25 protein-coding genes, 2 tRNA genes and 1 pseudogene are annotated in these 22,181 nt (G+C 59.1%); 10 read left to right on the forward strand and 18 right to left on the reverse strand.

The genetic code is table 11. From position 1 onward, the window contains the following. Positions 1–102: 102 nt before the first annotated feature. The 7 genes and pseudogenes from PSH64_RS01580 to PSH64_RS01610 all read right to left on the reverse strand — a co-directional run bounded on the left by PSH64_RS01580 (position 103) and on the right by PSH64_RS01610 (position 4,965). Positions 103–178 (reverse strand) — tRNA-Thr (locus PSH64_RS01580). Positions 179–256: 78 nt separating this feature from the next. Next, a pseudogene (locus PSH64_RS01585) lies at positions 257–421 on the reverse strand (FkbM family methyltransferase); the annotation flags it as partial. 337 nt (positions 422–758) lie between these two features. Next, the gene (locus PSH64_RS01590; RefSeq protein ID WP_305479751.1) at positions 759–1,991 is read right to left on the reverse strand and encodes a methyltransferase; all 1,233 of its coding nucleotides are present in this window, start codon (positions 1,989–1,991) and stop codon (positions 759–761) included. Beyond that, a complete protein-coding gene (locus PSH64_RS01595; protein WP_007897471.1) occupies positions 1,972–2,661 on the reverse strand; it encodes an ABC transporter permease in 690 nt (229 codons plus the stop codon). Before PSH64_RS01595 ends, PSH64_RS01590 begins: the two co-directional genes overlap by 20 nt. Then, on the reverse strand, positions 2,658–3,353 hold the full coding sequence (locus PSH64_RS01600; RefSeq protein WP_007939468.1) for an ABC transporter permease: 696 nt from the start codon (positions 3,351–3,353) through the stop codon (positions 2,658–2,660). The genes PSH64_RS01595 and PSH64_RS01600 overlap by 4 nt, the downstream gene beginning before the upstream one ends. A gap of 78 nt (positions 3,354–3,431) precedes the next feature. Further along, complete coding sequence (locus PSH64_RS01605; protein WP_019581788.1) at positions 3,432–4,178, reverse strand: ABC transporter substrate-binding protein; 747 nt, start codon at positions 4,176–4,178, stop codon at positions 3,432–3,434. 13 nt (positions 4,179–4,191) lie between these two features. Further along, the gene (locus PSH64_RS01610; protein WP_007897462.1) at positions 4,192–4,965 is read right to left on the reverse strand and encodes an ABC transporter ATP-binding protein; all 774 of its coding nucleotides are present in this window, start codon (positions 4,963–4,965) and stop codon (positions 4,192–4,194) included. A gap of 116 nt (positions 4,966–5,081) precedes the next feature. On the opposite strand from PSH64_RS01610, the gene PSH64_RS01615 reads away from it, so the two are divergent. Further along, positions 5,082–5,303 (forward strand): hypothetical protein, encoded by a 222-nt coding sequence (locus PSH64_RS01615; protein ID WP_146114721.1) that lies wholly within the window; start codon positions 5,082–5,084, stop codon positions 5,301–5,303. Positions 5,304–5,518: 215 nt separating this feature from the next. After that, on the forward strand, positions 5,519–6,910 hold the full coding sequence (gene gabP / locus PSH64_RS01620) for a GABA permease (protein WP_105348817.1): 1,392 nt from the start codon (positions 5,519–5,521) through the stop codon (positions 6,908–6,910). A 78-nt stretch (positions 6,911–6,988) separates the two neighbouring features. On the opposite strand, the gene vapC is transcribed toward gabP, so the two are convergent. From vapC to PSH64_RS01650, 6 genes are all read right to left on the reverse strand, one after another. After that, positions 6,989–7,396 (reverse strand): tRNA(fMet)-specific endonuclease VapC, encoded by a 408-nt coding sequence (gene vapC, locus PSH64_RS01625; protein WP_105348820.1) that lies wholly within the window; start codon positions 7,394–7,396, stop codon positions 6,989–6,991. Continuing rightward, on the reverse strand, positions 7,396–7,626 hold the full coding sequence (gene vapB, locus PSH64_RS01630) for a type II toxin-antitoxin system VapB family antitoxin (RefSeq protein WP_105348822.1): 231 nt from the start codon (positions 7,624–7,626) through the stop codon (positions 7,396–7,398). The genes vapC and vapB overlap by 1 nt, the downstream gene beginning before the upstream one ends. A 160-nt stretch (positions 7,627–7,786) precedes the next feature. Then, positions 7,787–8,239 carry a hypothetical protein gene (locus PSH64_RS01635; RefSeq protein ID WP_105348824.1) on the reverse strand — a complete coding sequence of 151 codons (453 nt, stop codon included), beginning with the start codon at positions 8,237–8,239 and terminating at the stop codon, positions 7,787–7,789. Between the two features lie 6 nt (positions 8,240–8,245). Then, entirely contained in the window at positions 8,246–8,662 is a 417-nt protein-coding gene (locus PSH64_RS01640) for a hypothetical protein (RefSeq protein ID WP_305479752.1), read from the reverse strand. A gap of 36 nt (positions 8,663–8,698) precedes the next feature. Then, a complete protein-coding gene (locus PSH64_RS01645; protein WP_305479753.1) occupies positions 8,699–9,673 on the reverse strand; it encodes an alpha/beta fold hydrolase in 975 nt (324 codons plus the stop codon). Positions 9,674–9,742: 69 nt separating this feature from the next. Further along, the gene (locus PSH64_RS01650; RefSeq protein ID WP_305479754.1) at positions 9,743–10,798 is read right to left on the reverse strand and encodes a YhcG family protein; all 1,056 of its coding nucleotides are present in this window, start codon (positions 10,796–10,798) and stop codon (positions 9,743–9,745) included. 264 nt (positions 10,799–11,062) lie between these two features. On the opposite strand from PSH64_RS01650, the gene PSH64_RS01655 reads away from it, so the two are divergent. Beyond that, positions 11,063–11,512 carry a hypothetical protein gene (locus PSH64_RS01655; RefSeq protein WP_105348834.1) on the forward strand — a complete coding sequence of 150 codons (450 nt, stop codon included), beginning with the start codon at positions 11,063–11,065 and terminating at the stop codon, positions 11,510–11,512. 84 nt (positions 11,513–11,596) lie between these two features. On the opposite strand, the gene PSH64_RS01660 is transcribed toward PSH64_RS01655, so the two are convergent. From PSH64_RS01660 to PSH64_RS01680, 5 genes are all read right to left on the reverse strand, one after another. Beyond that, positions 11,597–11,672, reverse strand: a tRNA-Phe gene (locus PSH64_RS01660). 103 nt (positions 11,673–11,775) lie between these two features. Further along, positions 11,776–12,048 carry an oxidative damage protection protein gene (locus tag PSH64_RS01665; protein WP_007939458.1) on the reverse strand — a complete coding sequence of 91 codons (273 nt, stop codon included), beginning with the start codon at positions 12,046–12,048 and terminating at the stop codon, positions 11,776–11,778. Then, positions 12,045–13,112, reverse strand: a complete 1,068-nt coding sequence (gene mutY, locus PSH64_RS01670) for an A/G-specific adenine glycosylase (RefSeq protein WP_305479755.1) — start codon at positions 13,110–13,112, stop codon at positions 12,045–12,047. The genes PSH64_RS01665 and mutY overlap by 4 nt, the downstream gene beginning before the upstream one ends. Beyond that, positions 13,109–15,343, reverse strand: coding sequence for an AsmA family protein (locus tag PSH64_RS01675; protein ID WP_105348860.1), 2,235 nt, complete (start codon positions 15,341–15,343; stop codon positions 13,109–13,111). The genes mutY and PSH64_RS01675 overlap by 4 nt, the downstream gene beginning before the upstream one ends. Before the next feature lie 78 nt (positions 15,344–15,421). Then, positions 15,422–15,826: an acetyl-CoA sensor PanZ family protein gene (locus PSH64_RS01680; RefSeq protein ID WP_105348862.1), complete on the reverse strand. Its 405-nt coding sequence runs from the start codon at positions 15,824–15,826 to the stop codon at positions 15,422–15,424. A 265-nt stretch (positions 15,827–16,091) separates the two neighbouring features. On the opposite strand from PSH64_RS01680, the gene PSH64_RS01685 reads away from it, so the two are divergent. The 7 genes from PSH64_RS01685 to PSH64_RS01715 all read left to right on the forward strand — a co-directional run bounded on the left by PSH64_RS01685 (position 16,092) and on the right by PSH64_RS01715 (position 22,179). Continuing rightward, on the forward strand, positions 16,092–17,753 hold the full coding sequence (locus tag PSH64_RS01685; protein ID WP_105348865.1) for an OFA family MFS transporter: 1,662 nt from the start codon (positions 16,092–16,094) through the stop codon (positions 17,751–17,753). A gap of 547 nt (positions 17,754–18,300) precedes the next feature. Next, entirely contained in the window at positions 18,301–18,894 is a 594-nt protein-coding gene (gene hisB / locus PSH64_RS01690) for an imidazoleglycerol-phosphate dehydratase HisB (RefSeq protein WP_305479756.1), read from the forward strand. Next, positions 18,894–19,532 carry an imidazole glycerol phosphate synthase subunit HisH gene (gene hisH, locus PSH64_RS01695; RefSeq protein ID WP_105340648.1) on the forward strand — a complete coding sequence of 213 codons (639 nt, stop codon included), beginning with the start codon at positions 18,894–18,896 and terminating at the stop codon, positions 19,530–19,532. Before hisB ends, hisH begins: the two co-directional genes overlap by 1 nt. Beyond that, positions 19,533–19,790, forward strand: a complete 258-nt coding sequence (locus PSH64_RS01700) for a DUF2164 domain-containing protein (protein WP_018929213.1) — start codon at positions 19,533–19,535, stop codon at positions 19,788–19,790. A gap of 42 nt (positions 19,791–19,832) precedes the next feature. Continuing rightward, the gene (gene hisA, locus PSH64_RS01705) at positions 19,833–20,570 is read left to right on the forward strand and encodes a 1-(5-phosphoribosyl)-5-[(5-phosphoribosylamino)methylideneamino]imidazole-4-carboxamide isomerase (RefSeq protein ID WP_019581800.1); all 738 of its coding nucleotides are present in this window, start codon (positions 19,833–19,835) and stop codon (positions 20,568–20,570) included. 9 nt (positions 20,571–20,579) lie between these two features. Beyond that, on the forward strand, positions 20,580–21,350 hold the full coding sequence (gene hisF / locus PSH64_RS01710; protein ID WP_007897430.1) for an imidazole glycerol phosphate synthase subunit HisF: 771 nt from the start codon (positions 20,580–20,582) through the stop codon (positions 21,348–21,350). A gap of 73 nt (positions 21,351–21,423) precedes the next feature. Then, positions 21,424–22,179: an ABC transporter substrate-binding protein gene (locus tag PSH64_RS01715; protein WP_105340647.1), complete on the forward strand. Its 756-nt coding sequence runs from the start codon at positions 21,424–21,426 to the stop codon at positions 22,177–22,179. Positions 22,180–22,181: the final 2 nt, after the last annotated feature.

Here is a 22,181-nt window from a genome sequence, read left to right on the forward strand (position 1 = left end):
TTTCTGACGGAAATCGATGGAACGCCAAAACGAAAAAACCCGCCAGAAGGCGGGTTTTTCGGGGGTTCCAGAGATTTTGAAAGCCTTCTCTGGAACCTTGTATGGTGCCGGCACCAGGAATCGAACCCGGGACCTACTGATTACAAGTCAGTTGCTCTACCATCTGAGCTATACCGGCGTGTCAGGGCGACGATTATAGCGATTGGGTTGGTTCTGTAAACCCCTGAATTCAGACTATTTTTGCGCAGGCTTTCGGTCAGGCGCGATGCAGTACTTTCTTGAGTTTTTGCAGGGTGCGCCAGGCTCGGCTGTTTTGCATCGCCCGCAGTTGCGCTTCGGCGTGTTCAGCGCGTTGCAGGGCGGCGGGGAGGTGGTTTTCGGTGTTGGTGACGGGGTGGCTGGATTGATGGCCTCTACAGAACGTCACGGTCGAAGTTTTTTCTTGTTCATGGCCGCACTGTCGGCACCCTCGTATGCGTGTATAGCAAGGGGCATTGCCAGGCGCAATTTTCCGCCCGTGATGTCCGGAATTCGGCGGTTATGTCGTTTTGATTGAATGCTTATGCACAACGGGCTGGCGGAATCTGCTTGATCATTGCGCTTTTGTGGACTCGTTCTCATTTGTCCGCAAATGCCTGTTTTGCGGGTTTTTTATTTTTGTGAACAAAAAATGACCAGTAGTGTTTTAGGCGTAAAACAGCGTGGATATTGGATCCACGATAATTCCATCAACAGAGTTATCCACAGGTTGCGACTGTTTAAGGGCGCTCTGCCAGAAGCAGGAAATTGCGCGGTGTGAGCGGGGATTCGCAGAAGGTGCCGAGACGAACGACATAACCCTGCTCAATGAGGAAAAGTGCCCGATCGAGTACCAGCCACAGCTCCAGAGGCCGTCGGAAAAGGCCTCGCAGCAGCTCCAGGTTGCGCACTTCGGCCAGTCGCTGCCAACCGGCGGCTTCCAGTTCGGTCCAATCTGGCGTACCGACTGTGGATAAGTTTTTGAGTGCGGCCAGATCGCGGCAGTAATCGGCGAAGGGTTTGTCCAGCCAGGCGCTGGGCAGGGAAGGGGTAGGCAGGTATTCGTCAATGCCGCGCAGTTGCCGTTGCAGCAGGTCGAACGCCAGGCGTCGGGCCATGGAGGTGTCGCGCTGGCGTCGGACGCGAGCGCCAGCGGTGACGGTTTCGCTTATCGGCAGCGCAAGATCATCGAGGGAAAGGTGTAGGCCGGAGCGCTCAGCCGCACAGGAAAGCGGCTGATAGCTGTTCAGGCTGATCCGGTTGTAGCAGCAAGGGGCGATGGCCAGTTGTTTGCAACCGGCGGCGCTGGCGAGCTGGATCAGTCGTACATGCAGATCCCCGCAGGCATGCAGCGCGACCGGCGTGTGATCGGCATTCAATAAAGAGGCTGCGCCAGGCGCGAGTACATCCTGTTCGACATGCAGCGCATGCAATTGATGGCGCTGGCTCAGTGCCTGACCACTGGCGACCAGTGCCGGGTCGTATTCCAGGCAGGTCAATTGTTGCCCGGTTCGCAGCAGACGTCGCCCCAAGTGCCCTTTACCCGAACACCAATCCAGCCAATGCGTTGGGGCATGAGCGAACTGCAGGCAACTGGCGAACGCTTCAATCTGTTGCCACTTGCGCCCCGGCACATCCACATTCAACCGATGGCCCGCGGCTTCAAGCGCATGTGTCGGCAATTCACCCACCGCACTCAGTGCAACGGACATCCGCGCCAATGAAGCAAACGGCTCCGGCGCGTCGAGCAAGCAAGGTTGGTTATGACTGTTTTCCGCTTCCTCCAGCGACCGCCCGCGTAGCCATTGAGCCAACTCCGGGTAGGACGCTTCCCAAGGCAGTTGCAGATGGGTAAACGGTCGGGGCTTCCATAGCGTCTGATGCTCAAGCAGGAAAGCATCCAGCGCGATGAAACGGGCGAGTAGGGCCTCGCCCGTCAGCACGTCGGAGGAATCAACGCCCTTGGCAGGCATCGACGCGCAGCCAGCGTTCCAGCAGCTTGAAGCCGCGAACCAGCACGTAAGCCATGAGCAGATAGAACATACCCGCGGCGAAGAAGATCTCTACCGGCAGGTAAGTGCGGGCAATGATGGTGCGGGCCATGCCGGTCAGCTCAAGCAAGGTCACGGTGCTGGCCAGGGCGCTGGCCTTGAGCATCAGGATCACTTCGTTGCTGTAGGCCGGCAGGCCGATACGCGCGGCACGGGGCAGCATGATGTAGAACAGCGCTTTGGCCCGGGACATGCCCAGCGCCCGCGCCGCTTCGATCTCACCCGGTGGAATCGCCTGGATCGCGCCGCGCAGGATCTCGGCGATGTAGGCCGCGGTGTGCAGGGTCATGGTCGCGGTGGCGCACCAGAACGGATCGCGCAGGTACGGCCACATCGAACTGTTACGCACCGCGTCGAACTGCGCCAGGCCGTAGTAGACCAGGAACAGCTGAACCAGCAACGGCGTGCCACGGAAAAAGAAGATGTAGCCGTAGGGGAATGCCCGCACGTACCAGAGTCGCGACGAGCGAGCGATGCCCAGCGGAATCGCCAGCAGCAACCCGGCGATTACGGCGATGGCGACCAGTTCCAGAGTCAGCGTCGCGCCCTGAGCCAGTTTCGGCAACCACTTGATGATGACTTCCCAGTTCATTGGGTGCTCCTCGCGAAGCCGCGAGCGGCGCGTCGTTCCATAAAGTGCATGCCGGTCATGGCCAGAATGGTCAGGCCCAGGTACATGAAGGCGGCCACCATATAAAAGGTGAACGGTTGCTTGGACACGGTCACGCCGATTTGCGCGTGACGCATGATTTCCTCCAGGCCGATGACCGACACCAGCGCGGTGTCTTTCATCAGGATCATGAACAGGTTGCCCAGGCCCGGCAGGGCGATGCGCCACATCTGCGGCATGATCAGCTTGGTGAAGATGCGGAATTTCGACAGGCCCAGAGCCACGCCGGCTTCACGGTGACCCTTTGGGATCGCCAGAATCGCGCCCCGAAACACTTCCGTGGCGTAGGCACCGAAGCACAGCCCCAGCGCAATCACGCCGGCGGCAAAGGCGTTGAGTTCGAGCTCGGGGTTGCCGAAGAACTCACCCAGCGCACGCATCAGGTTGACTGTGCCGAAGTAGATCAACAGCACCCAGAGCAATTCCGGGATGCCGCGAACCAGCGTTGAATAGGTGCCGCCAAGCCATTGCAACGGCTTGTACGGGGAAGTCTTGGCCAAGGCGCCGAGCAGACCGAGCACCAGCCCCAGGCACAAGGCCGAGAGTGCCAGTTTCACAGTCATCAGCGCGCCAGCGGCGAGCGCCGGGCCGAATCCGTAGAGGTCGATAATCATGGATTTCTTTTCAAATCGCGGCAGGCAATGCCAAGGACTGGCGCCGTCAGCGAACGGCGCCAGTCGGGCAGGTCAGAATCAATAGATGCTGAACGGGAAGTACTTGTCGTTGATCTTCTTGTAGGTGCCGTCAGCGACGATTTCTTTCAGCGCAGCGTTCAGCTTCTCGCGGATCGGGTCGTTCTTGCGAACGGCGATACCGATCTTGTCGCTTTCTTCTACCGGGTCGCCCTTGAATTCGTAAGCGCGGCCTGCGTCGCTTTTCAGCCACTCATAGTTGACGTACTTGTCGGCCAGGATGCCGTCCAGACGACCGGAAGTCAGGTCCAGGTAAGCGTTTTCCTGGGTGTCATAGAGTTTGACTTCGACGCCTTCCATGTTGTCTTCCAGCCAGGTGCCGGCCAGGGTCGCGCGTTGGGCGCCGATTACCTTGCCTTGCAGCGAAGCCTTGTCGGTTTTGAAATCGACGTCTTTTTTGGCGATGAACTGCAGTTTGTTGGAGTAGTACGGGGCGGTGAAGTCCACCGCTTGCTTGCGCTCGTCGGTGATCGACATCGAGGAGATCAGGAAGTCGAACTTCTTGGCGTTCAGGGCCGGAATGATGCCGTCCCAATCGGAGGTGACCACGGTGCACTCGACTTTCATCTTGGCGCACAAGGCATCGCCGATGTCTTTGTCGAAGCCGACGACATTCCCGCTGGCATCTTTGTTGTTGAACGGTGGGTAGGCCGCTTCGATGCCCATCTTCAAGGTCTCGGCGGCGGCACCGGCGCTGAAGGCCAGGGTGACGGCTGCGGCCAGGAAGATTTTTTTGTAGTTCTGCATGCGGGTAGCTCCGTTAGCGGTTGCTGGACATGAATTGTTTGCAGCGCGCCGAAAGCGGGTTTTCGAACACCTGCTGCGGCGATCCTTGTTCTTCTACCAGGCCCTGGTGGAGGAACACCACTTCGCTGGAAACCTGACGGGCGAAGCCCATTTCGTGGGTCACGAGCAGCATGGTGCGGCCTTCTTCGGCCAGCGCGCGGATGACATTAAGTACTTCCTGGACCATTTCCGGGTCAAGGGCGGAGGTCGGCTCGTCGAACAGGATCACCTTGGGTTGCATCGCCAGGGTGCGGGCGATGGCCGCGCGTTGCTGCTGGCCGCCGGAGAGTTGCGCCGGGTAGGCGTGGCGCTTGTCAGCGATGCCGACCTTGGCCAGCAGGGCTTCGGCGACTTCGATGGCCTCGGCCTTGCTTTGGCCGAGCACGCGGCGTGGGGCTTCGATGATGTTGTCGAGCACGCTCATGTGCGGCCAGAGATTAAAGTTTTGAAATACAAAACCGATCTCGCTGCGCAGGCGATTGATCTGCTTGCCGTCGGCAGCGACCAGTTCGCCATTCTTGGCGGCCTTGAGCTTGAGTTCTTCGCCGGCCACCAGGATCTGGCCCTGGTGCGGGTTTTCCAGCAGGTTGATGCAACGCAGGAACGTGGACTTGCCGGAACCGGAGGAGCCGAGGATCGAGATCACGTCGCCGTCGCGGGCGGTCAGCGAGATGCCTTTGAGCACCTCAAGCTGTCCGTAGCGTTTGTGCAAGTTGCGGATTTCAAGCGCGGGCGTGGCCTCAGCCATGTGCGTTCCTCATAGTGTGTTGCGCTCCTGCTGTTGGTGGCCTTCCTGGCGAGGCGGCCAAGCTAGCATAGCGTTCGAATGGCAGCCAACAGCGCTACGGACGGTAAACGGGTGGCATGTGGCAGGTTGTCGCATCGGCACAGCAGACTGTCGCCCCATCAACAACCGAACAGCCGTTTGAACAAGCTTCGGCACGGCTGTCGCGTAAAAAAAGGCGCGATGTTGCCAGCTTTGACGGGGTGTTGGAAGCGCTAACCGGACAAACGTTCCTGATCTGCACTTTTATTGTGCGTGCCTGCCTTTTTCAGTGTGTTTCTGGTGCACAGATTCGTTCCTGAAGTGGGTGGCAAGGTAACGCTCTGGCTAAACGCCATTAATCTCAATGACTTGCGATAAGGGCTCCATCGGCGCACAGGCCGCGTATACCGGGAGTGTGAAACATTTTGGCGCAATTATTGCGTGCAGAATAAGGAACACTCTGTTGGATTCTTTTTACGAGAAGGGATTTTCAGGCGGGGTGGACTGAATCGATTTCCTGGCAAAGGTAGTTTCAATGAGCAGTACGCAAAGCTCCAATGGCCTCGAACAGGGGCTTAAACCGCGTCATGTGACCATGCTGTCGATCGCCGGGGTAATCGGCGCCGGGCTGTTCGTCGGCTCCGGCCACGCCATCGCCGCTGCAGGCCCGGCCGTGCTGTTGGCCTATGCCGCCGCCGGTGCGCTGGTGGTTCTGGTCATGCGCATGCTCGGCGAGATGGCCGTTGCATCGCCAGACACAGGCTCCTTCTCGACATACGCCGATCGTGCAATCGGTCACTGGGCCGGTTTCACCATCGGCTGGCTTTACTGGTGGTTCTGGGTGTTGGTGATCCCGCTGGAGGCTAATGCTGCCGCAACCATCCTGCACGCTTGGTTTCCGAATGTGGCGATCTGGGCCTTCACCTTGATCATCACGTTGCTGCTGACGGTGACCAACCTGTTCAGCGTGAAAAATTATGGAGAGTTCGAGTTCTGGTTCGCCTTGGTCAAAGTCGTCGCGATCATCGGCTTTATCGGTCTTGGCATTCTGGCGATCTTTGGCTTCCTGCCCTCCAGCCAGGTCAGCGGTGTGTCGCATCTGTTTGACACTCAAGGCTTCCTGCCAAACGGTATGGGCGCGGTTCTGGGCGCCATTCTGACCACCATGTTTTCCTTCATGGGTACCGAGATCGTGACCATCGCGGCCGCGGAATCGAAGAACCCGGGCCAGCAGATTTCCAAGGCTACCAACTCGGTCATCTGGCGGATTGGTTTGTTCTACCTCGTCTCCATCTTCATCGTAGTGGCCTTGGTGCCATGGAACGACCCGATTCTCGCCAGCGTCGGTTCCTACCAGACCGTGCTGGAGCGCATGGGTATCCCGAATGCCAAGCTGATCGTTGATATCGTGGTTCTGGTTGCGGTAACCAGCTGCCTGAACTCGGCGCTCTACACCGCATCGCGCATGATGTTCTCGTTGGGTAAGCGCGGCGATGCGCCGGCCGTTTCCCAGCGCACCAACAAGAGCGGCACGCCTTACTGGGCGGTGATGCTGTCGACCGCGGCCGCGTTTGTTGCCGTATTCGCCAACTACGTGGCCCCGGCTGCGGTGTTTGAATTCCTGCTGGCCAGCTCTGGCGCCATCGCGTTGCTGGTGTACCTGGTGATCGCCTTTTCGCAACTGCGTATGCGCAAACAGCGTATGGCTCGCGGCGAAAAAATCGCCTTCAGCATGTGGCTGTTCCCGGGCCTGACCTACGCGGTGATCGTATTCATCGTCGCGGCCCTGACCATCATGCTGTTCCAGGAGGCGCATCGCGTGGAAATCCTCGCGACGGGTCTGCTGAGTGTGTTGGTGGTGGCTGCCGGGTTGTTTGTGGCTCGCCGTCGCAGGCTGCAGAAAGTGGGCGCGGTGGTGCTGAACTGATTCGTACCGCGTAACGCAAAACGGCCGCTGTCAGTGATGACAAGCGGCCGTTTTTGTTTTGTCTGTTGTACTCGATATTCAAACGGGATGAACCCAGTCTTCAACCCGTAAACCGGATACACGCTCAAATTCCCGAAGGTTATTCGTCACGATGGTGAATCCTCGTGAGCGCGCGTGGCCGGCAATCATCTGGTCATAAGGGCTTATTGGTGTCCCTGCTTTAGCCAGTTCCGAGCGAATCATTCCGGTGTGCGCGGCTGCTTCATAGTCGAAAGGCAAGATCTCAAGACGGGCAACAAAGCCCTCGATGACAGCGAGGTTTTTTTCGGGGGCGGCAGATTTTTCGGCACCGTAGATCAACTCCATCAAGGTGACAGCGCTGATGCAAAGCTGGCCGTGATGACGATTGAAGGCTTCACGTACAGCCTGTGGCTTGTTCTTGATAGTGAAGATGCAGATGTTGGTGTCGAGCATGAATTTGATCATTAGAGCGACTCACGCTCCTGATCGACTGGCTGTTCACGATCAGCCATGAAGTCTGCACTCACACCTTCACCATCGAACCAGCTGTCCCAGGCCTCTCCTGCCGGGGTGATGATGCGAGCCCTGCCGATAGCGATAACATCGACCCGTTTCACGTCGCTGGGCATTGCGACGGCTTTGGGCAGGCGAACGGCCTGGCTTCGATTGCTCATAAAAAGGGTGGTCTGTTCCATGATGGCCTCCTGCGTTTTGAAGTCAAAAGGATAGAATTTCGGTGGGATATGTCAATGGGATATACGTGGCTGCTGACGAAGGGTGTTGATAGCGCGCAGGCTACAAAAAAACGGCCGCTGTCAGTGATGACAAGCAGCCGTTTTTACTTGCGGGGTAGCCTTACTCGGCCTTTTCGACCGGCAGGTCCAGCGACTGACGATAACTGTCCAGCGCATCGCCAAAGTCAGTGATGAATTGCGGGTCGGTCAGCCAGGCCTGGGCGGCATCGAGGTCCATGCCATCGGCCCACATGCGGTAGTCGATCAGCATGTCGGCGGCCAGATGTGTGGCGGCCATGGCTTCGTTGTCGGCGTTTTCCATATCCAGCAGTTCTGGATGGTCGCTGATGATCCCGGCGAGGTTCGACAGCAGGGCCAGCAGCATGTCGTTGCGGCTGATGGCCTCGGCGTCGCGCATTTTGCTGAACATCGCCAGGGTGTATTCGGGGATCGGCTCGCCGGGTTCACCCAGGTCATCGTTCAGTTCGGCGGGTTTTCTGCCGACCATGCGGATTTGTTTGGCCTTGGCCTTTGCGCGTTTGGCGCGTTTCTGCTGCTTGTTCAGGGATGCCATGGGAACTCAGTTGGTTTTCTGTTGGGTTTGGGCCGCGATGGCGTCGGACGCCGCCACGTAATCAGCCTGGAAGGCCGGGGATTCGATCCACGCCAGGGCGCCGGCTTCGTCGGTCTCGGTGGACCATTGGCGATACTCGATGAGTGCCGCGAGGATGAAATCCATCGCGCCTTCTTCACCTTCCTGTTCGTACACCAGCTCCAGCAGCGGGTCTTCGAGGAAGGCCGCGCACATCGCTTGCTGACTGGTTTTTTCGGCGTCGATCATTTTCTTGAACAGTTCGGTCAGATCCACCGATTCGAAGTCGATGCGATCGTCGTTCGGGTCCAGCTCGACCGGCGTGGCGGCCCGCTGGGTGCGGTTCTGCTTGGCCTTGGCTTTGGCGCGGGAGGCGCGTTTGTTCTGCTTGTTGGCGGAGGCCATGGGCGTCATTCCGTAATTCGTGAGAGGGCGCATCAATCAGCTGCGTGGCACTCGCCGCCCAGGGGTGTTGGGGGCCAGTTCGCCGGTCTGCAGCCAGGACAATGCAATGGGCCATAGTGTGGCTTGGTATGCGCTGCGAAAAAAGGCGAAATGTCCGACTTCTTCTTCGCCGATGTCCTCAGGTGTGATTCTCAGGTGGGTATTTGTACTGCCGGTGAGGTAGCCAAGCAGGCGTTCTATGGCTGGAATCGTGCCGTAGGGATCGTCGCTGAGGCTGATGGCCAGGGTTTGTGCGCTGACGTTGGCGAAGGGCAGTCGACCGGTTCTGGCGTGGATGAGGCGACCGCTGGGGCGTTTCTCATATCGGTTGCTGGGCGTGCTCCAGTCGCGAACCACGCCGGCGGGGGTGTCTTCGAGCCAACCCAGGCGTTTGCCGGGGAAGTAGCCGCAAAGCATCGTCATCAACGGCATCACCACGTGCCACTTGGCGAACATCCGCCAGCGATGAGCGGGGGCGTAGTCGCGCCAGTAAGCGAACTGCGCGCCCACTGTCACCAGGCGTCGGATCAAATGCCCGGAGGCCCCCAGCCCCGCAGCACAGCCGCCGAAGCTGTGGCCGACGACATTGATGGGTTGTCCCGCAAATTCGCGTTGCGCTCTTTGCAGCATCGCCTCGAAATCCAGCGCGCCCCAGTCGGACCATGAGGCCTCGAGCCCTTTCAACGATGCGGGACGCGACTCGCCGATGCCTCGGTAGTCATAAGTGATCACGTCAAAGCCGTTGGCGAACAGGTAATCGGCGAAGCGCGAATAGTGTCGGCAACGGACAGAGGTGGCAGCGTTGACGATAACCACCGGGCGAGTTGGGTCTTGATGGGTGTGCCGCCAGGTGAAGCCGCCAAGGAGGAAGCCATCGGCGGCGGGCTCCCTGAAGGATTCGCCGGGTGTGCGGGTGGGCAACGGCAACTCGAGTTGCGTCGGGGCCAGTGAGGGTATGTCCTGTAAGTTCATCGGCTTTGAACCTTTGCGACCAGTTACTCACCATAGTCGTCATGCCGTTTATGAACAATCTGCCCGCGCTTATCGGGGGCGCTTGAGTAACCGCTCCTCAAGCACCGCCCATTCCCGATCCAGTTCTGTGCGAAGTTCCTCCTCACTCGGCAGCACCAGTCTGTAGGTACTTGCGAACAGTTGTTCGTTGCCTTGCAGCACTGAATAGCGCACCACCGATTCATCTTTTTGCGCGCAGAGAATGAGGCCGACGGTGGGGCCATCCTCCGGTCCGCGCTTGAGGTCGTCGTACATGCGTACATACATGTCCATCTGGCCCACATCCTGGTGAGTCAGTACGCCGCGCTTGAGGTCGAAGATGACGAAGCACTTGAGCAGGTAGTTGTAGAACACCAGGTCGATGTAGAAGTCTCTGCTGTCGGTACTGATACGTTGCTGGCGAGCGATGAAGGCGAAGCCTTTGCCCAGTTCGAGCAGAAAACCCTGGAGTTGATCGATCAGTGCTTGCTCAAGATCGCTTTCCTGAACCCGGCCTGCATTGGGCAGGCCGAGAAACTCGAGCAGCACCGGATCCCGGATGAAATCCCGAGGGCTGGCGTTCATTTGCTGGATGTTGATGGCGGCTTCCTGCTTGACGGCAACCCGGTCGCGGCTCGCCAGCAGGCGTTCGTAGTAGAGGGTGTTGATCTGGCGCTCAAGGGCGCGACTTGACCAGTTCTGGAGTGCTGATTCGTTCATGTACCAGTGGCGAGCGTTGTCGTTGTCGACTCGCAGCAGCCTGCGGTAGTGGGTCCAGCTCAATTCGGAACGCACTGCGTTCCAGATTGGAAAGGTCTGATAAAAATCCCGCATGTATCGCAGGTTGCGTTCGTCAAAACCTTTTCCAAACTCGGAAGTCAGGACTTTGGCCAGTGTCGAGAGCAGCTGCTTGCCATAAGCTGCCCGCCGAGCCCCTTCCTGCTCGAACTCCACGATATGCCGGCCGATCTGCCAACAGGTTTGCACCTGAACGGTATCGACCGCTCGCAGCACCTTTTGGCGCGCGTCACGGATCAGCTCGCCCAGACTGCCGAGCAGTGAAGCCATTTGTGGATCTTGAGTGTTATCGGGTTTGAGGTGGCTCATGACTTCTTCCGCGGTTGAAGGAAACAGGCGCAAGAGGATGGCAAGAGAGCGATAGTCGGCGATGCCGGGCGCTACTGGTAAACCGGAAGGAAATACCGGATTCGTCTTGCAGGACGTCACCGACTACAGCTCGTATTTGAGGAGCAAATCGTGTAGTCCGATTCGCAGTGAGCCCCATTCCGAATCGATCTAAAACTTGAGTATTCAGAGGCAAATCTAAAAGGAGTAACGAGTGGGTTCTGCGCAACCCCGGGAGTCACCATCATGAAGTACGTCCATTCATTCATGCTGCCCATCGCCGCTGTCGGCGTACTGATGTTTCCAGTCGCGATTAACGCCGCCAGTCTTGAACCGATCGACAGTTCAGCCGTGCAAGTCCAGCAGCAACAACAAAACGGGATTGCCTACTTGTCCGGGGGGATCGGAGAGGACGAGGCCAAAGCCATTCAGCAAACCAAGGGCTATAACCTGCACATGACCTTCTCCACCGGGCCTCAGGATGAATACATTCCCGATGTGGATCTGGTTATCCAGAAAGCCGCAGGGCAGACCGTGCTGACACTGAGTCAGGCCGGGCCGCTGGTTTACGTTCAGCTGCCTGCCGGCAAGTACACCGTTGTCGCGACGCATAAAGGTGAGGTGCGGCGTGATACCGCGGATGTGGGCAGTGGTGCCGCTCGCAACCTGGTTTTCCATTGGGGCGGTGAAAACTAGTCAGGAGAGGTGGCTTGGGTGATATCTGATTAAATCCCAGGCATAAAAAAACCCTGAATCTTGCGATTCAGGGTTTTCGGTATTTGGTGCCCAGAGACGGAATCGAACCGCCGACACGGGGATTTTCAATCCCCTGCTCTACCGACTGAGCTATCTGGGCAACGGGGCGCATTAAACGGGTTTTTCAGGGGGTCGTCAAGCAAGTTTTCAAAAAATATTTAATTATTACCGTCGCTTACGTGCCGACCCCGGATTTTGATCAATTATTGAGCAGGTGGAACGTAGCCTTCGGCCTTGGCGTATTCCTCGCCGGAAAAGAACTTGTCCATCTCGCCCTGAAGATATTTGCGGTCTTCGGCGTTCATCATGTTCAGGCGTTTTTCGTTGATCAGCAGGGTCTGGTGTTTCTGCCAGTCGGCCCAGGCCTTGGCCGAGACGTGGTCAAAAATGTCCTGACCTTTTGCACCCGGAAATGGAGCGCGCTCCAGGGCGGGCAGTTCTTCTTTGTACTTGCGGCACATGATGGTGCGGGTCATGACGACTCTCCTGCGTTCAATACGGCGGCCGCGCGTTCGAGCAAGGTTTTGACCGGGGCGGCAAGGCCCAGGCGCGGCGGGGTGGCGAGGTTATACCAGAGCCAGTCGGCCTCGGCCACGTGATGGCCGGCCTCCTGCACCTGGACCAGCCAGGGTTCGATGGATAATTGAAAGTGGCTGAAGGTATGTACCAGGCTCGGCAGTGCCTGTTGGCTGCCCAGTTCCAGCGAGTGCTGCGAAGCCAGATGTTGCAGGTCGTCGAGGTCATCGAGTTCCGGCAGGCTCCAGAGACCGCCCCACAGGCCCGTGGAAGGGCGACGGTAAAGCAGAATCGCACCGTCGCCGTTGGCGAGCATCGGCATCAGTGTGCGTTTCTGTGGCACGGCTTTGCGCGGCTTGGGGATCGGGTAGCGGGTTTCCAGGCCGAGCATGTGTGCTTCGCAGCCCTTTTTCAGTGGGCAGAGCAGGCAGCTCGGCTTGCTGCGGGTGCAGAGCGTGGCGCCCAGATCCATCATCGCCTGGGTATAGGCGTTGACCCGGTCATGCGGCGTGAAGCGCTCAGCGTTCGCCCACAACTGTTTGGCGACCTTCGGCTCGCCGGGATAACCCTCTTGCGCGGTAAAGCGCGCCAGCACCCGTTTGACGTTGCCATCGAGGATCGGCGCGCGGATGCCCATGCTCAGGCTGGCAATCGCCCCGGCGGTGGACAGGCCGATACCCGGCAGCCCGGTGAGTTTCTCCACATCGCGGGGAAACTCGCCGCCATATTCGGCAACCACAATCTTCGCAGTCTTTTGCAGGTTGCGCGCCCGGGTGTAATAACCGAGGCCGGTCCACAGGTGCAGCACTTCGTCTTCCGGCGCGGCGGCCAGGGCTTCGACGGTTGGCAGCGAGGCCATGAACCGGTCGAAGTAGTTCAGCACGGTGCTGACCTGGGTCTGCTGCAACATGATTTCCGAGACCCACACCCGGTAAGGGGTGATGCCCTGTTGCCACGGCAAGTCATGGCGACCGTGGCGGTCGTACCAGTCCAGCACGGCCGTTGAAAACTGCTCGGCTCTCATCGCTTGAACAGCCCCTTGAGCGCGTTTTTCAGTTCCGGGCTGACTTTATCGCCAAGTTTCTCATCGATTTTTTCGCTGATGCGCTCGCCGGCCAGTTTGCTGGCGACCTGGCTCATGCGTTCGTTGTCGAGGCGGCAAGCCTTGGCGCCCAGCTCCAGTGGGCCACGGCAACGCAGCGGCCATTCGATGCCGACGTATTTCTCGCCGACCTGACAGGCCGGGTCCGGCATGTCGCTCTTGTCGCCTTCGACGATGATGCCCAGGCGGTAATCCATGCCCAGCACCCGCAGGTCGATGTCGCCGTTACCGTTGACGGTCATGCCCGGGACGCGCACTTTCAGGTCCGGGTTATTGGCCACGCCGTTGCGCAAAACCAGGTTGCCCTTGAGTTCTTCGAACGGTGTGTCCTTGCCCCGTGGTTCGCCACTGAGGGTTTTGCGATTCAGGATGGCGATGCCTTTGCACAGTTGTTGCTCAAGGTTGGCATTGAGCAACATACCGTTGTTGATGACGAAGCTGGCGTTGCCGTTGAGGCTCTCGATCAGCGCGCTCTGGCTATTGCCACTGCCTGTCAGGGCGCTGTTGAGCGTGACCTGGCCTTTGACCGGCGGATTTTTCCCCTGGCTCTCGAGGATTTTCTCCACTGGCACGTTGTTGATGCGCGTCTGCATGTTCAGCGCCGGCACTTGCTGGCGCACATCCAGGGTGCCCTTGGCTTCGAAGTTGCCGTCGTACAGATCGCCGCGCAGATTCTCCAGGGTCAACAAGCCACCTTGGCCGGTGGCCTTGAGTGCTGCGTTCTGGATCGGCAGGTTGTCGAGGGTCAGTTGGCCGAAGGTCAGGTCGGCGGCCACGTCGAGTTTGCTCAGGCGCTCCACCGGGAACAGGCGGTCGCTGCTCCACGGGCCTTTGGTCGGTGATGGCGGCAGCGGTGTGTTGCCCGGGCCAGCCAGGGCATCGGCCTCGGTGCTGGCCACTTCAGCCTTGCGCACCTGTGTTGCGCTGTTGGCTTCGGCGGATTTCGGCGGCAGGTAACGGTCGACGTTGAAGGTGTCAGCCTTGAGGGTTGCCCGCAGCGATTGCTTGGCGAAGTCTTCGATGGCGATGCGGCCGCTGAAGTTGCTGTCGTCGAGTTTCAGGTTGATGTTATCGAGCGACAGGCTGGTCGGCGTGCCGGCAACCTGGCTGACCAGTTCGACTTTGCTCAGGCTGCCTTCGGCCATCGCCGGGAGTTTCTGGCCGATGCTGTCGACGAATTTCGCCAGATCGAATTGGGCAATCGACAGGCCGCCGCTGATTTGCGGAGTCTTGTCGAGGTCGTTGGCTTTCAGTTCGCCCAGGGCGCGCAGCTGGTTGGCGGAGATCTTGATGCCGGTCCATTCGGCGACGTTGGCGGCCTTGTCCAGCAGCAGCTGACCTTGAGCGGCGAAGGTCATGGTCTTGCCTTGCAGCGGATCCCCGGCAACTTCACCGGAGAGTTTCATGTCTTCGAACTTGTAGCGTTGCAGCGCGCGCTCGAAACGCAGCTCGCCGGCCAGCTCGGTACGTACCCGCAGAACCGGTTGGTTGGTGCCCAGGAACGCCGTGAGTTTGACCGGGATGTTGGTCGAGTCATGGACCGGGCCGGTACTCAGCTGGATGCTTTCGGCGCTGAACTGCTTGCCGGTTTTCTCGTCGTTGTATTCAACGCGGGCGTTGTTGACCGTCAGGCTGTCGATGTCCAGGCGGATCGGCTGCGCCGGTTTTTCCATCGGAGTAGCAGTTGCCGGGGCAGGTTCGCCGCTAGCGGCGGGCGGCGTGGTCGACGTGGTCGCAGTGGCAGGCGCCGGGACCTTGCCGATGTCTTCCCAATTGCCGTGGCCGTCCTTGTCGCGGTTCAGGCGCAGGTTCAGGCCTTCGACGCGCACATCGCTCATCTGCACTTCGCGGCGCAGCAGCGGAATGACCCGGACCGAGAGGCCGAGCATCTGCAAGTCAGCAAATGGCTCGGCGGGCTTGGCCAGGGTCGCAACACTGGCTTCGTGCAATTCCAGCCCCAGCCAGGGGAACAGGCTCCAGCCGATATCGCCATTGAGCGTCAGCTCGATGTGGGCCTTGTCGCGGGCAATCTGGCGAATCTCGTCTTTGTAGTCGTTGGGATCGAAGAAGTGGGTCAGGGCAAAGCCCAGCGCCACAATGATCAGCAACAGCCCGAGAAGTACCAGACCCAGGATTTTGCCGAACGCTTTCATGGGCGAGTCCTTGTATTTAGTCGAATTCGAAATTTAGCCGGGGAGTATAGCGCTCCGAAGTGGCCGACCGGTCAGCGATCACGTAGGGAGTATATCCAGCGGCACCTTCAGCTTAGCCGCCAGAGCTTGGGCTTCGAGGTGCCCGGCAGGCACCAGCAGGTGCAATGTCGCGCCCGATTGCGACGCCATTTTCTGTGCTTCGTTCACCAGGCGCTCGGCGACGCCGCGACGACGGGTAATTTTTCGTACGCATAATTGGGACAAATGCCAGACATCCTGGTGCCGTTGCAAACGTGCCGCACCCAGCAGTCGATCGTTGAAGCGTCCGGCGATCAACGAGCCGTCCCGCAGGCAGCTTTCGATCAGCTCGGTATCCCCTGTAAAGGGTGCAAACAGCCAGTCCGGGGCGTCGCGGTAAATCTTCTGCAGATCTTGCTGATCCTGATAAGTGGCTTCCTTCAGCAGTTCGACAATGATCGGCATGACGCCTCCTTTGAAAAATTAATCCGGCCCGGTGGCCTGAAAACACGCTCATCCAGTGGTACGAGATCAGATGACGTACAAAAGGTGATATCAGTTTGGTTTTTCTGTCACGTGCAAATGGTAACCTCTGCCCGTTCGTCCGTCCTTCTGCGGCGCGATGTCGCACCAAAATGAAGCTTCACCTAAAAGAAGTCATGCCTGCGTGCATATAAGGCTGGGGGTGAAGAGCGGCTGGCGAACCCTACTAATAATTGGGGGAAACACCATGACTACGAGCATCACGGCGGACGGCTTTGCCGACCGGCCCGCGTTCCTGTCCAAGGAGCGCATCATCGCCAAGCCCGGTTTTAACCGTTGGCTTGTACCACCGGCCGCTCTGGCCATCCACCTCTGCATCGGCATGGCCTACGGCTTTTCGGTGTTCTGGCTGCCGCTGTCCAAAGCCCTGGGCGTCACCAAAGCCGTGGCTTGTGCGCCGGACATGAGCTTTATCGCTCAGGTCTTTTCGTCGCAATGCGACTGGCCGATCTCGATGCTCGGCTGGATCTATACCCTGTTCTTCATCTTCCTGGGTTGCTCGGCAGCGATCTGGGGCGGTTGGCTCGAACACGCAGGCCCACGCAAGGCAGGTGTTGTATCGGCACTGTGCTGGTGTGGCGGTCTGCTGATTTCGGCGCTGGGGGTCTATACCCACCAGATCTGGCTGATGTGGATCGGCTCCGGGGTCATCGGCGGTATCGGCCTGGGCCTGGGTTACATCTCGCCGGTTTCGACCCTGATCAAGTGGTTCCCGGACAAGCGCGGTATGGCGACCGGCATGGCAATCATGGGTTTCGGTGGCGGTGCGATGGTCGGCGCTCCACTGGCTGCAGCCCTGATGGGCCACTTCGCTTCGCCAACCAGCGTGGGCGTATGGCAGAGCTTCCTGGTGATGGCCGCGATCTATTTCGTGTTCATGATCGGCGGCGCGCTGTCCTATCGCGTTCCGCCAACCGGGTGGAAGCCTGAAGGCTGGACGGCGCCGGCGAAAAAAGCCTCGAACGCGATGATCACTCACCGTCACGTTCACGTGAATGTAGCGTGGAAGACCCCGCAGTTCCGTCTGGTGTGGCTGGTGCTGTGCCTGAACGTCTCGGCGGGTATCGGCATCCTCGGCATGGCTTCGCCGCTGTTGCAGGAAGTGTTTGCCGGTAAATTGCTCGGCAACGATCTGACGTTCGGTCAGCTGGATGCTTCGCAACTGGCTTCGATCGCGGCGATTGCTGCCGGTTTCACCGGTTTGCTGAGCCTGTTCAACATCGGTGGCCGGTTCTTCTGGGCTTCGTTCTCGGACTATCTGGGCCGCAAAAACACCTATTTCGTGTTCTTCGCCCTGGGTTTTGCCCTCTACGCGTTGATCCCGAACCTGGGTCACCTGGGCAGCGTCGCGCTGTTCGTGGCGGCGTTCTGCATCATCTTGTCGATGTACGGTGGTGGCTTTGCCACGGTGCCGGCTTACCTGGCGGACCTGTTCGGTACGCAAATGGTCGGCGCCATCCACGGGCGTCTGTTGACGGCCTGGGCGGCGGCGGGTGTGTTGGGGCCGGTGTTGGTGAACTATCTGCGTGAATATCAGCTGAGCATCGGCGTTGAACGTGCCGCGGCTTACGACATCACCTTGTACATCCTCGCGGGCCTGCTGGTGCTGGGTTTCATCTGCAACCTGCTGGTGCGTCCGGTGGCCGACAAGTACTTCATGACCGACGCCGAACTGGCCGCCGAACAGGCGCTGGGCCACGACAAGGGTGCTGACGCCAGCACTGTGCTGGAGTGGAAAGCGGATGCCGGCACCAAGCCTTTGGCGGTGGCGGCGTGGCTGGTGGTGGGGATTCCGTTGGCGTGGGGGATTTGGGTGACCTTGCAGAAAACGGCGGTGCTGTTTCACTAACGCATAACCCTGTGGGAGCGGGCTTGCTCGCGAAGAGGTCGTGTCAGTCGATATCAATGTTGCCTGGTACACCGCTTTCGCGAGCAAGCCCGCTTGTATGTTTAGACTTGAAGGGGTGGGTGGGACTAAAAGCCCGATTCTGACTCTAGCCAGTACAGACCGTGGGAGACTTCGTCCCACCCCTTCTACCTAAAAGCGCCAATAAGGAATTCATCGGCTAGGCCGACGATAGAGACAAGCCAGCGCAACGGTAGACCCCAACAAGCTCTTAAACCCTAGCTCCGAGGATTCGTCATGACAATCCTTACTTCGCAAGCGGTCGTGGGTGTTGATGTGGCCAAGGCTGAGGTGCTCGTCTATCGCGCCGATCTCCCACATTGATCTCCATGGACACAAACTTTGTGTTCACCTGCTTGTACTGACATGTCTATCCCCGACAGCACGGGGTTCACTCCGTCAGTGATATTGCCTCCTGTGTTTCTGTTTAGCGCCCGCGACCCTATAATGGCTGCCTTTTTCGCCCCAATGATTTTTTGCGGAGCTGGTGATGGCCGAACGTATGGCGTCTGTCGAGCGCGACACTCTGGAAACCCAGATCAAAGCCTCGATCAACCTGGATGGCACCGGAAAGGCCCGATTTGATATCGGTGTGCCTTTTCTTGAGCACATGCTGGACCAGATCGCCCGTCACGGGCTGATCGACCTGGATATTGTCAGCAAGGGCGACCTGCATATCGACGACCACCACACGGTGGAAGACGTCGGTATCACCCTGGGTCAGGCCTTCACCAAAGCCATCGGCGACAAGAAAGGCATCCGTCGCTACGGCCACGCCTACGTGCCGCTCGATGAAGCGCTGTCGCGTGTGGTGATCGACTTCTCCGGCCGTCCTGGCCTGCAGATGCATGTTCCGTATACCCGCGCCACCGTCGGCGGTTTCGACGTTGACCTGTTCCAGGAATTTTTCCAGGGCTTCGTCAACCACGCCAACGTCACCCTGCACATCGACAATCTGCGTGGGCACAACACCCACCACCAGATCGAGACCGTGTTCAAGGCTTTCGGTCGCGCCCTGCGCATGGCCGTGGAGCTGGATGACCGCATGGCCGGTCAGATTCCGTCCACCAAAGGCGTTCTGTAATGCAGACGGTCGCGGTTATCGACTACGGCATGGGCAACCTGCACTCGGTGGCCAAGGCCCTCGAGCATGTCGGTGCCGGCAAGGTGCTGATCACCAGCGATGCGGATGTGATTCGCGAAGCCGACCGGGTGGTATTCCCCGGCGTTGGCGCGATTCGCGATTGCATGGCGGAGATCCGTCGCCTGGGCTTCGATTCGCTGGTGCGTGAAGTCAGCCAGGACCGTCCGTTCCTCGGCATCTGCGTGGGCATGCAAGCCTTGCTCGACCGCAGCGAAGAAAACGACGGCGTCGATTGCATCGGCTTGTTTCCAGGCCAGGTGAAGTTCTTCGGCAAGGATCTGCACGAAGACGGCGAACATTTGAAAGTCCCGCACATGGGCTGGAACGAAGTGAAGCAGACGGTGATTCACCCGCTGTGGCACAACATTCCGGACCTGGCGCGCTTCTACTTCGTACACAGCTACTACATCGCCGCCGGCAATGCGCGGCAGGTGGTGGGTAGCGGTCATTACGGGGTCGATTTCGCCGCCGCGCTGGCCGATGGCTCGCGTTTCGCCGTGCAGTTCCACCCGGAGAAGAGCCATACCCATGGCCTGCAATTGCTGCAGAACTTCGCCGCGTGGGATGGTCGCTGGTAAATGGCTGCCAAAAAGAAGCCGCCGATCCTGACCCTCACTCCCGAGCAGGAGAGCGAGGCCAATCACAAGATCAAGCGCTTCATGGAGGATCGCTTCGAACTGGACCTGGGTTCGTTCGAAGCGGCTGAAATCCTTGAGCTGTTTACCCGCGAAATTGCTCCGCACTATTACAACAGGGCGATTTTCGATGTGCAGACGCACCTCAAAGAGAGGTTCGAAAGCATCGAAAGCGACCTGTGGGCGCTCGAGAAAAACTGATTTCCGAGCGAAGCTGAATACTCGAATTTGAAGGTTTGCCAGATGCTGATTATTCCCGCTATCGATCTCAAAGACGGTGCCTGTGTTCGTCTGCGCCAGGGCCGCATGGAAGATTCCACAGTGTTCTCCGATGACCCGGTGAGCATGGCTGCCAAGTGGGTGGAGGGCGGTTGCCGTCGTCTGCATCTGGTCGACCTGAACGGTGCGTTCGAAGGCCAGCCGGTCAACGGCGAAGTGGTCACCGCCATCGCCAAGCGCTACCCGAACCTGCCGATTCAGATCGGCGGCGGTATCCGTTCCCTGGAAACCATCGAACACTACGTGAAAGCGGGTGTGAGCTACGTGATCATCGGCACCAAGGCCGTGAAAGATCCGGCCTTCGTCGCCGAAGCCTGCCGCGCGTTCCCAGGCAAGGTGATTGTCGGCCTGGATGCCAAAGACGGATTTGTCGCCACCGACGGCTGGGCTGAAATCAGTACCGTGCAGGTCATCGACCTGGCCAAGCAATTCGAGGCCGACGGCGTGTCCGCGATCGTTTATACCGACATCGCCAAAGACGGCATGATGCAGGGCTGCAACGTCTCTTACACCGCTGCTCTGGCTGCCGCGACGAAGATCCCGGTCATTGCATCCGGCGGTATCCACAATCTGGGTGACATCAAGTCGCTGCTTGACGCCAAGGCGCCAGGCATCATCGGAGCCATCACTGGCCGGGCGATCTACGAAGGCACCCTCGATGTCGCTGAAGCGCAAGCTTTCTGCGATTCGTACAAAGGCTGAGGACTCACCATGGCGCTGGCCAAACGCATCATCCCTTGCCTGGACGTGGATAACGGCCGGGTGGTCAAGGGCGTCAAGTTCGAGAACATTCGCGATGCCGGCGACCCGGTGGAGATCGCCCGTCGCTACGACGAGCAGGGTGCCGACGAGATTACCTTTCTCGACATCACCGCCAGCGTCGACGGCCGTGACACCACGCTGCACACCGTCGAGCGCATGGCCAGCCAGGTGTTCATCCCGCTGACCGTGGGTGGTGGCGTGCGCACCGTGCAAGACATTCGCAACCTGCTCAATGCCGGCGCGGACAAGGTCTCGATCAATACCGCCGCAGTATTCAACCCGGAATTCGTCGGCGAAGCGGCTCAGCATTTCGGCTCGCAGTGCATCGTCGTCGCCATCGACGCCAAGAAAGTCTCCGGTCCGGGCGAAACCCCGCGCTGGGAGATCTTCACCCACGGCGGTCGCAAACCTACCGGCCTCGACGCCGTTGAGTGGGCGAAGAAAATGGAAGGCCTCGGTGCCGGTGAAATCCTGCTGACCAGCATGGACCAGGACGGCATGAAAAACGGTTTCGACCTGGGCGTTACCCGCGCCATCAGCGACGCGCTGGGGATTCCGGTGATCGCCTCTGGTGGTGTCGGCAACTTGCAGCACCTGGCCGACGGCATTCTCGAAGGCCACGCCAGCGCGGTGCTGGCGGCGAGTATTTTCCACTTCGGCGAATACACCGTGCAGGAAGCCAAGGCCTACATGGCTCATCGCGGAATCGTGATGCGTTAACCATACAGGCCAGTGGACAGTATGGCGGGCTCAAGGCACTCTTGGGCACGCCATGGATTCCGGTAGCCCCGACATGCTTAAACGACTTCTTCTTGTTCTCGCCAGCGCTTCGCTGTTGTTCATCAACGGAGTTCATGCCGAAGAAAGTCCCGACTCCGGCCTGGTGCTGCTGACGGAAAACTTCCCTCCGTACAACATGGCGAAGAACGGCAAGAACTTCGCCCAGGACGAGAACATCAATGGCATCGCCGTGGACATTGTCCGCGAGATGTTCAAGCGCGCCGACATCCCCTACAGCCTGACGCTGCGTTTCCCTTGGGAGCGAATCTACAAACTCGCCCTGGAAAAACCCGGTTATGGCGTGTTCGTGATGGCGCGGTTGCCGGACCGCGAGAAACTCTTCAAGTGGGTCGGTCCTATCGGCCCGGACGACTGGATCATGCTGGCCAAGGCTGACAGCAAGATCACCCTGGAGTCGCTGGATCAGGCGCATAAATACAAGATTGGTGCCTACAAGGGTGATGCGATTGCCGAGACATTGGCCAAGCAAGGGCTGAAGCCGATTGTGGTGCTGCGCGACCAGGATAACGCGAAGAAGCTGGTTAACGGTCAGATTGACCTGTGGGCCACCGGCGATCCTGCCGGGCGTTACCTGGCGCGGCAGGACGGGGTAACCGGGCTCAAGACCGTACTGCGCTTCAACAGTGCCGAGCTGTACCTGGCACTGAACAAGGACGTGCCGGATGAGACCGTCGCCAAGCTGCAAGCCGCGCTGGATCAGTTGCGCAAGGAAGGTGTGGTGGACGACATCATGGGGCGGTATTTGTAGTC

Source organism: Pseudomonas sp. FP1742 (assembly GCF_030687145.1).
Lineage (GTDB): Bacteria > Pseudomonadota > Gammaproteobacteria > Pseudomonadales > Pseudomonadaceae > Aquipseudomonas > Aquipseudomonas frederiksbergensis_D.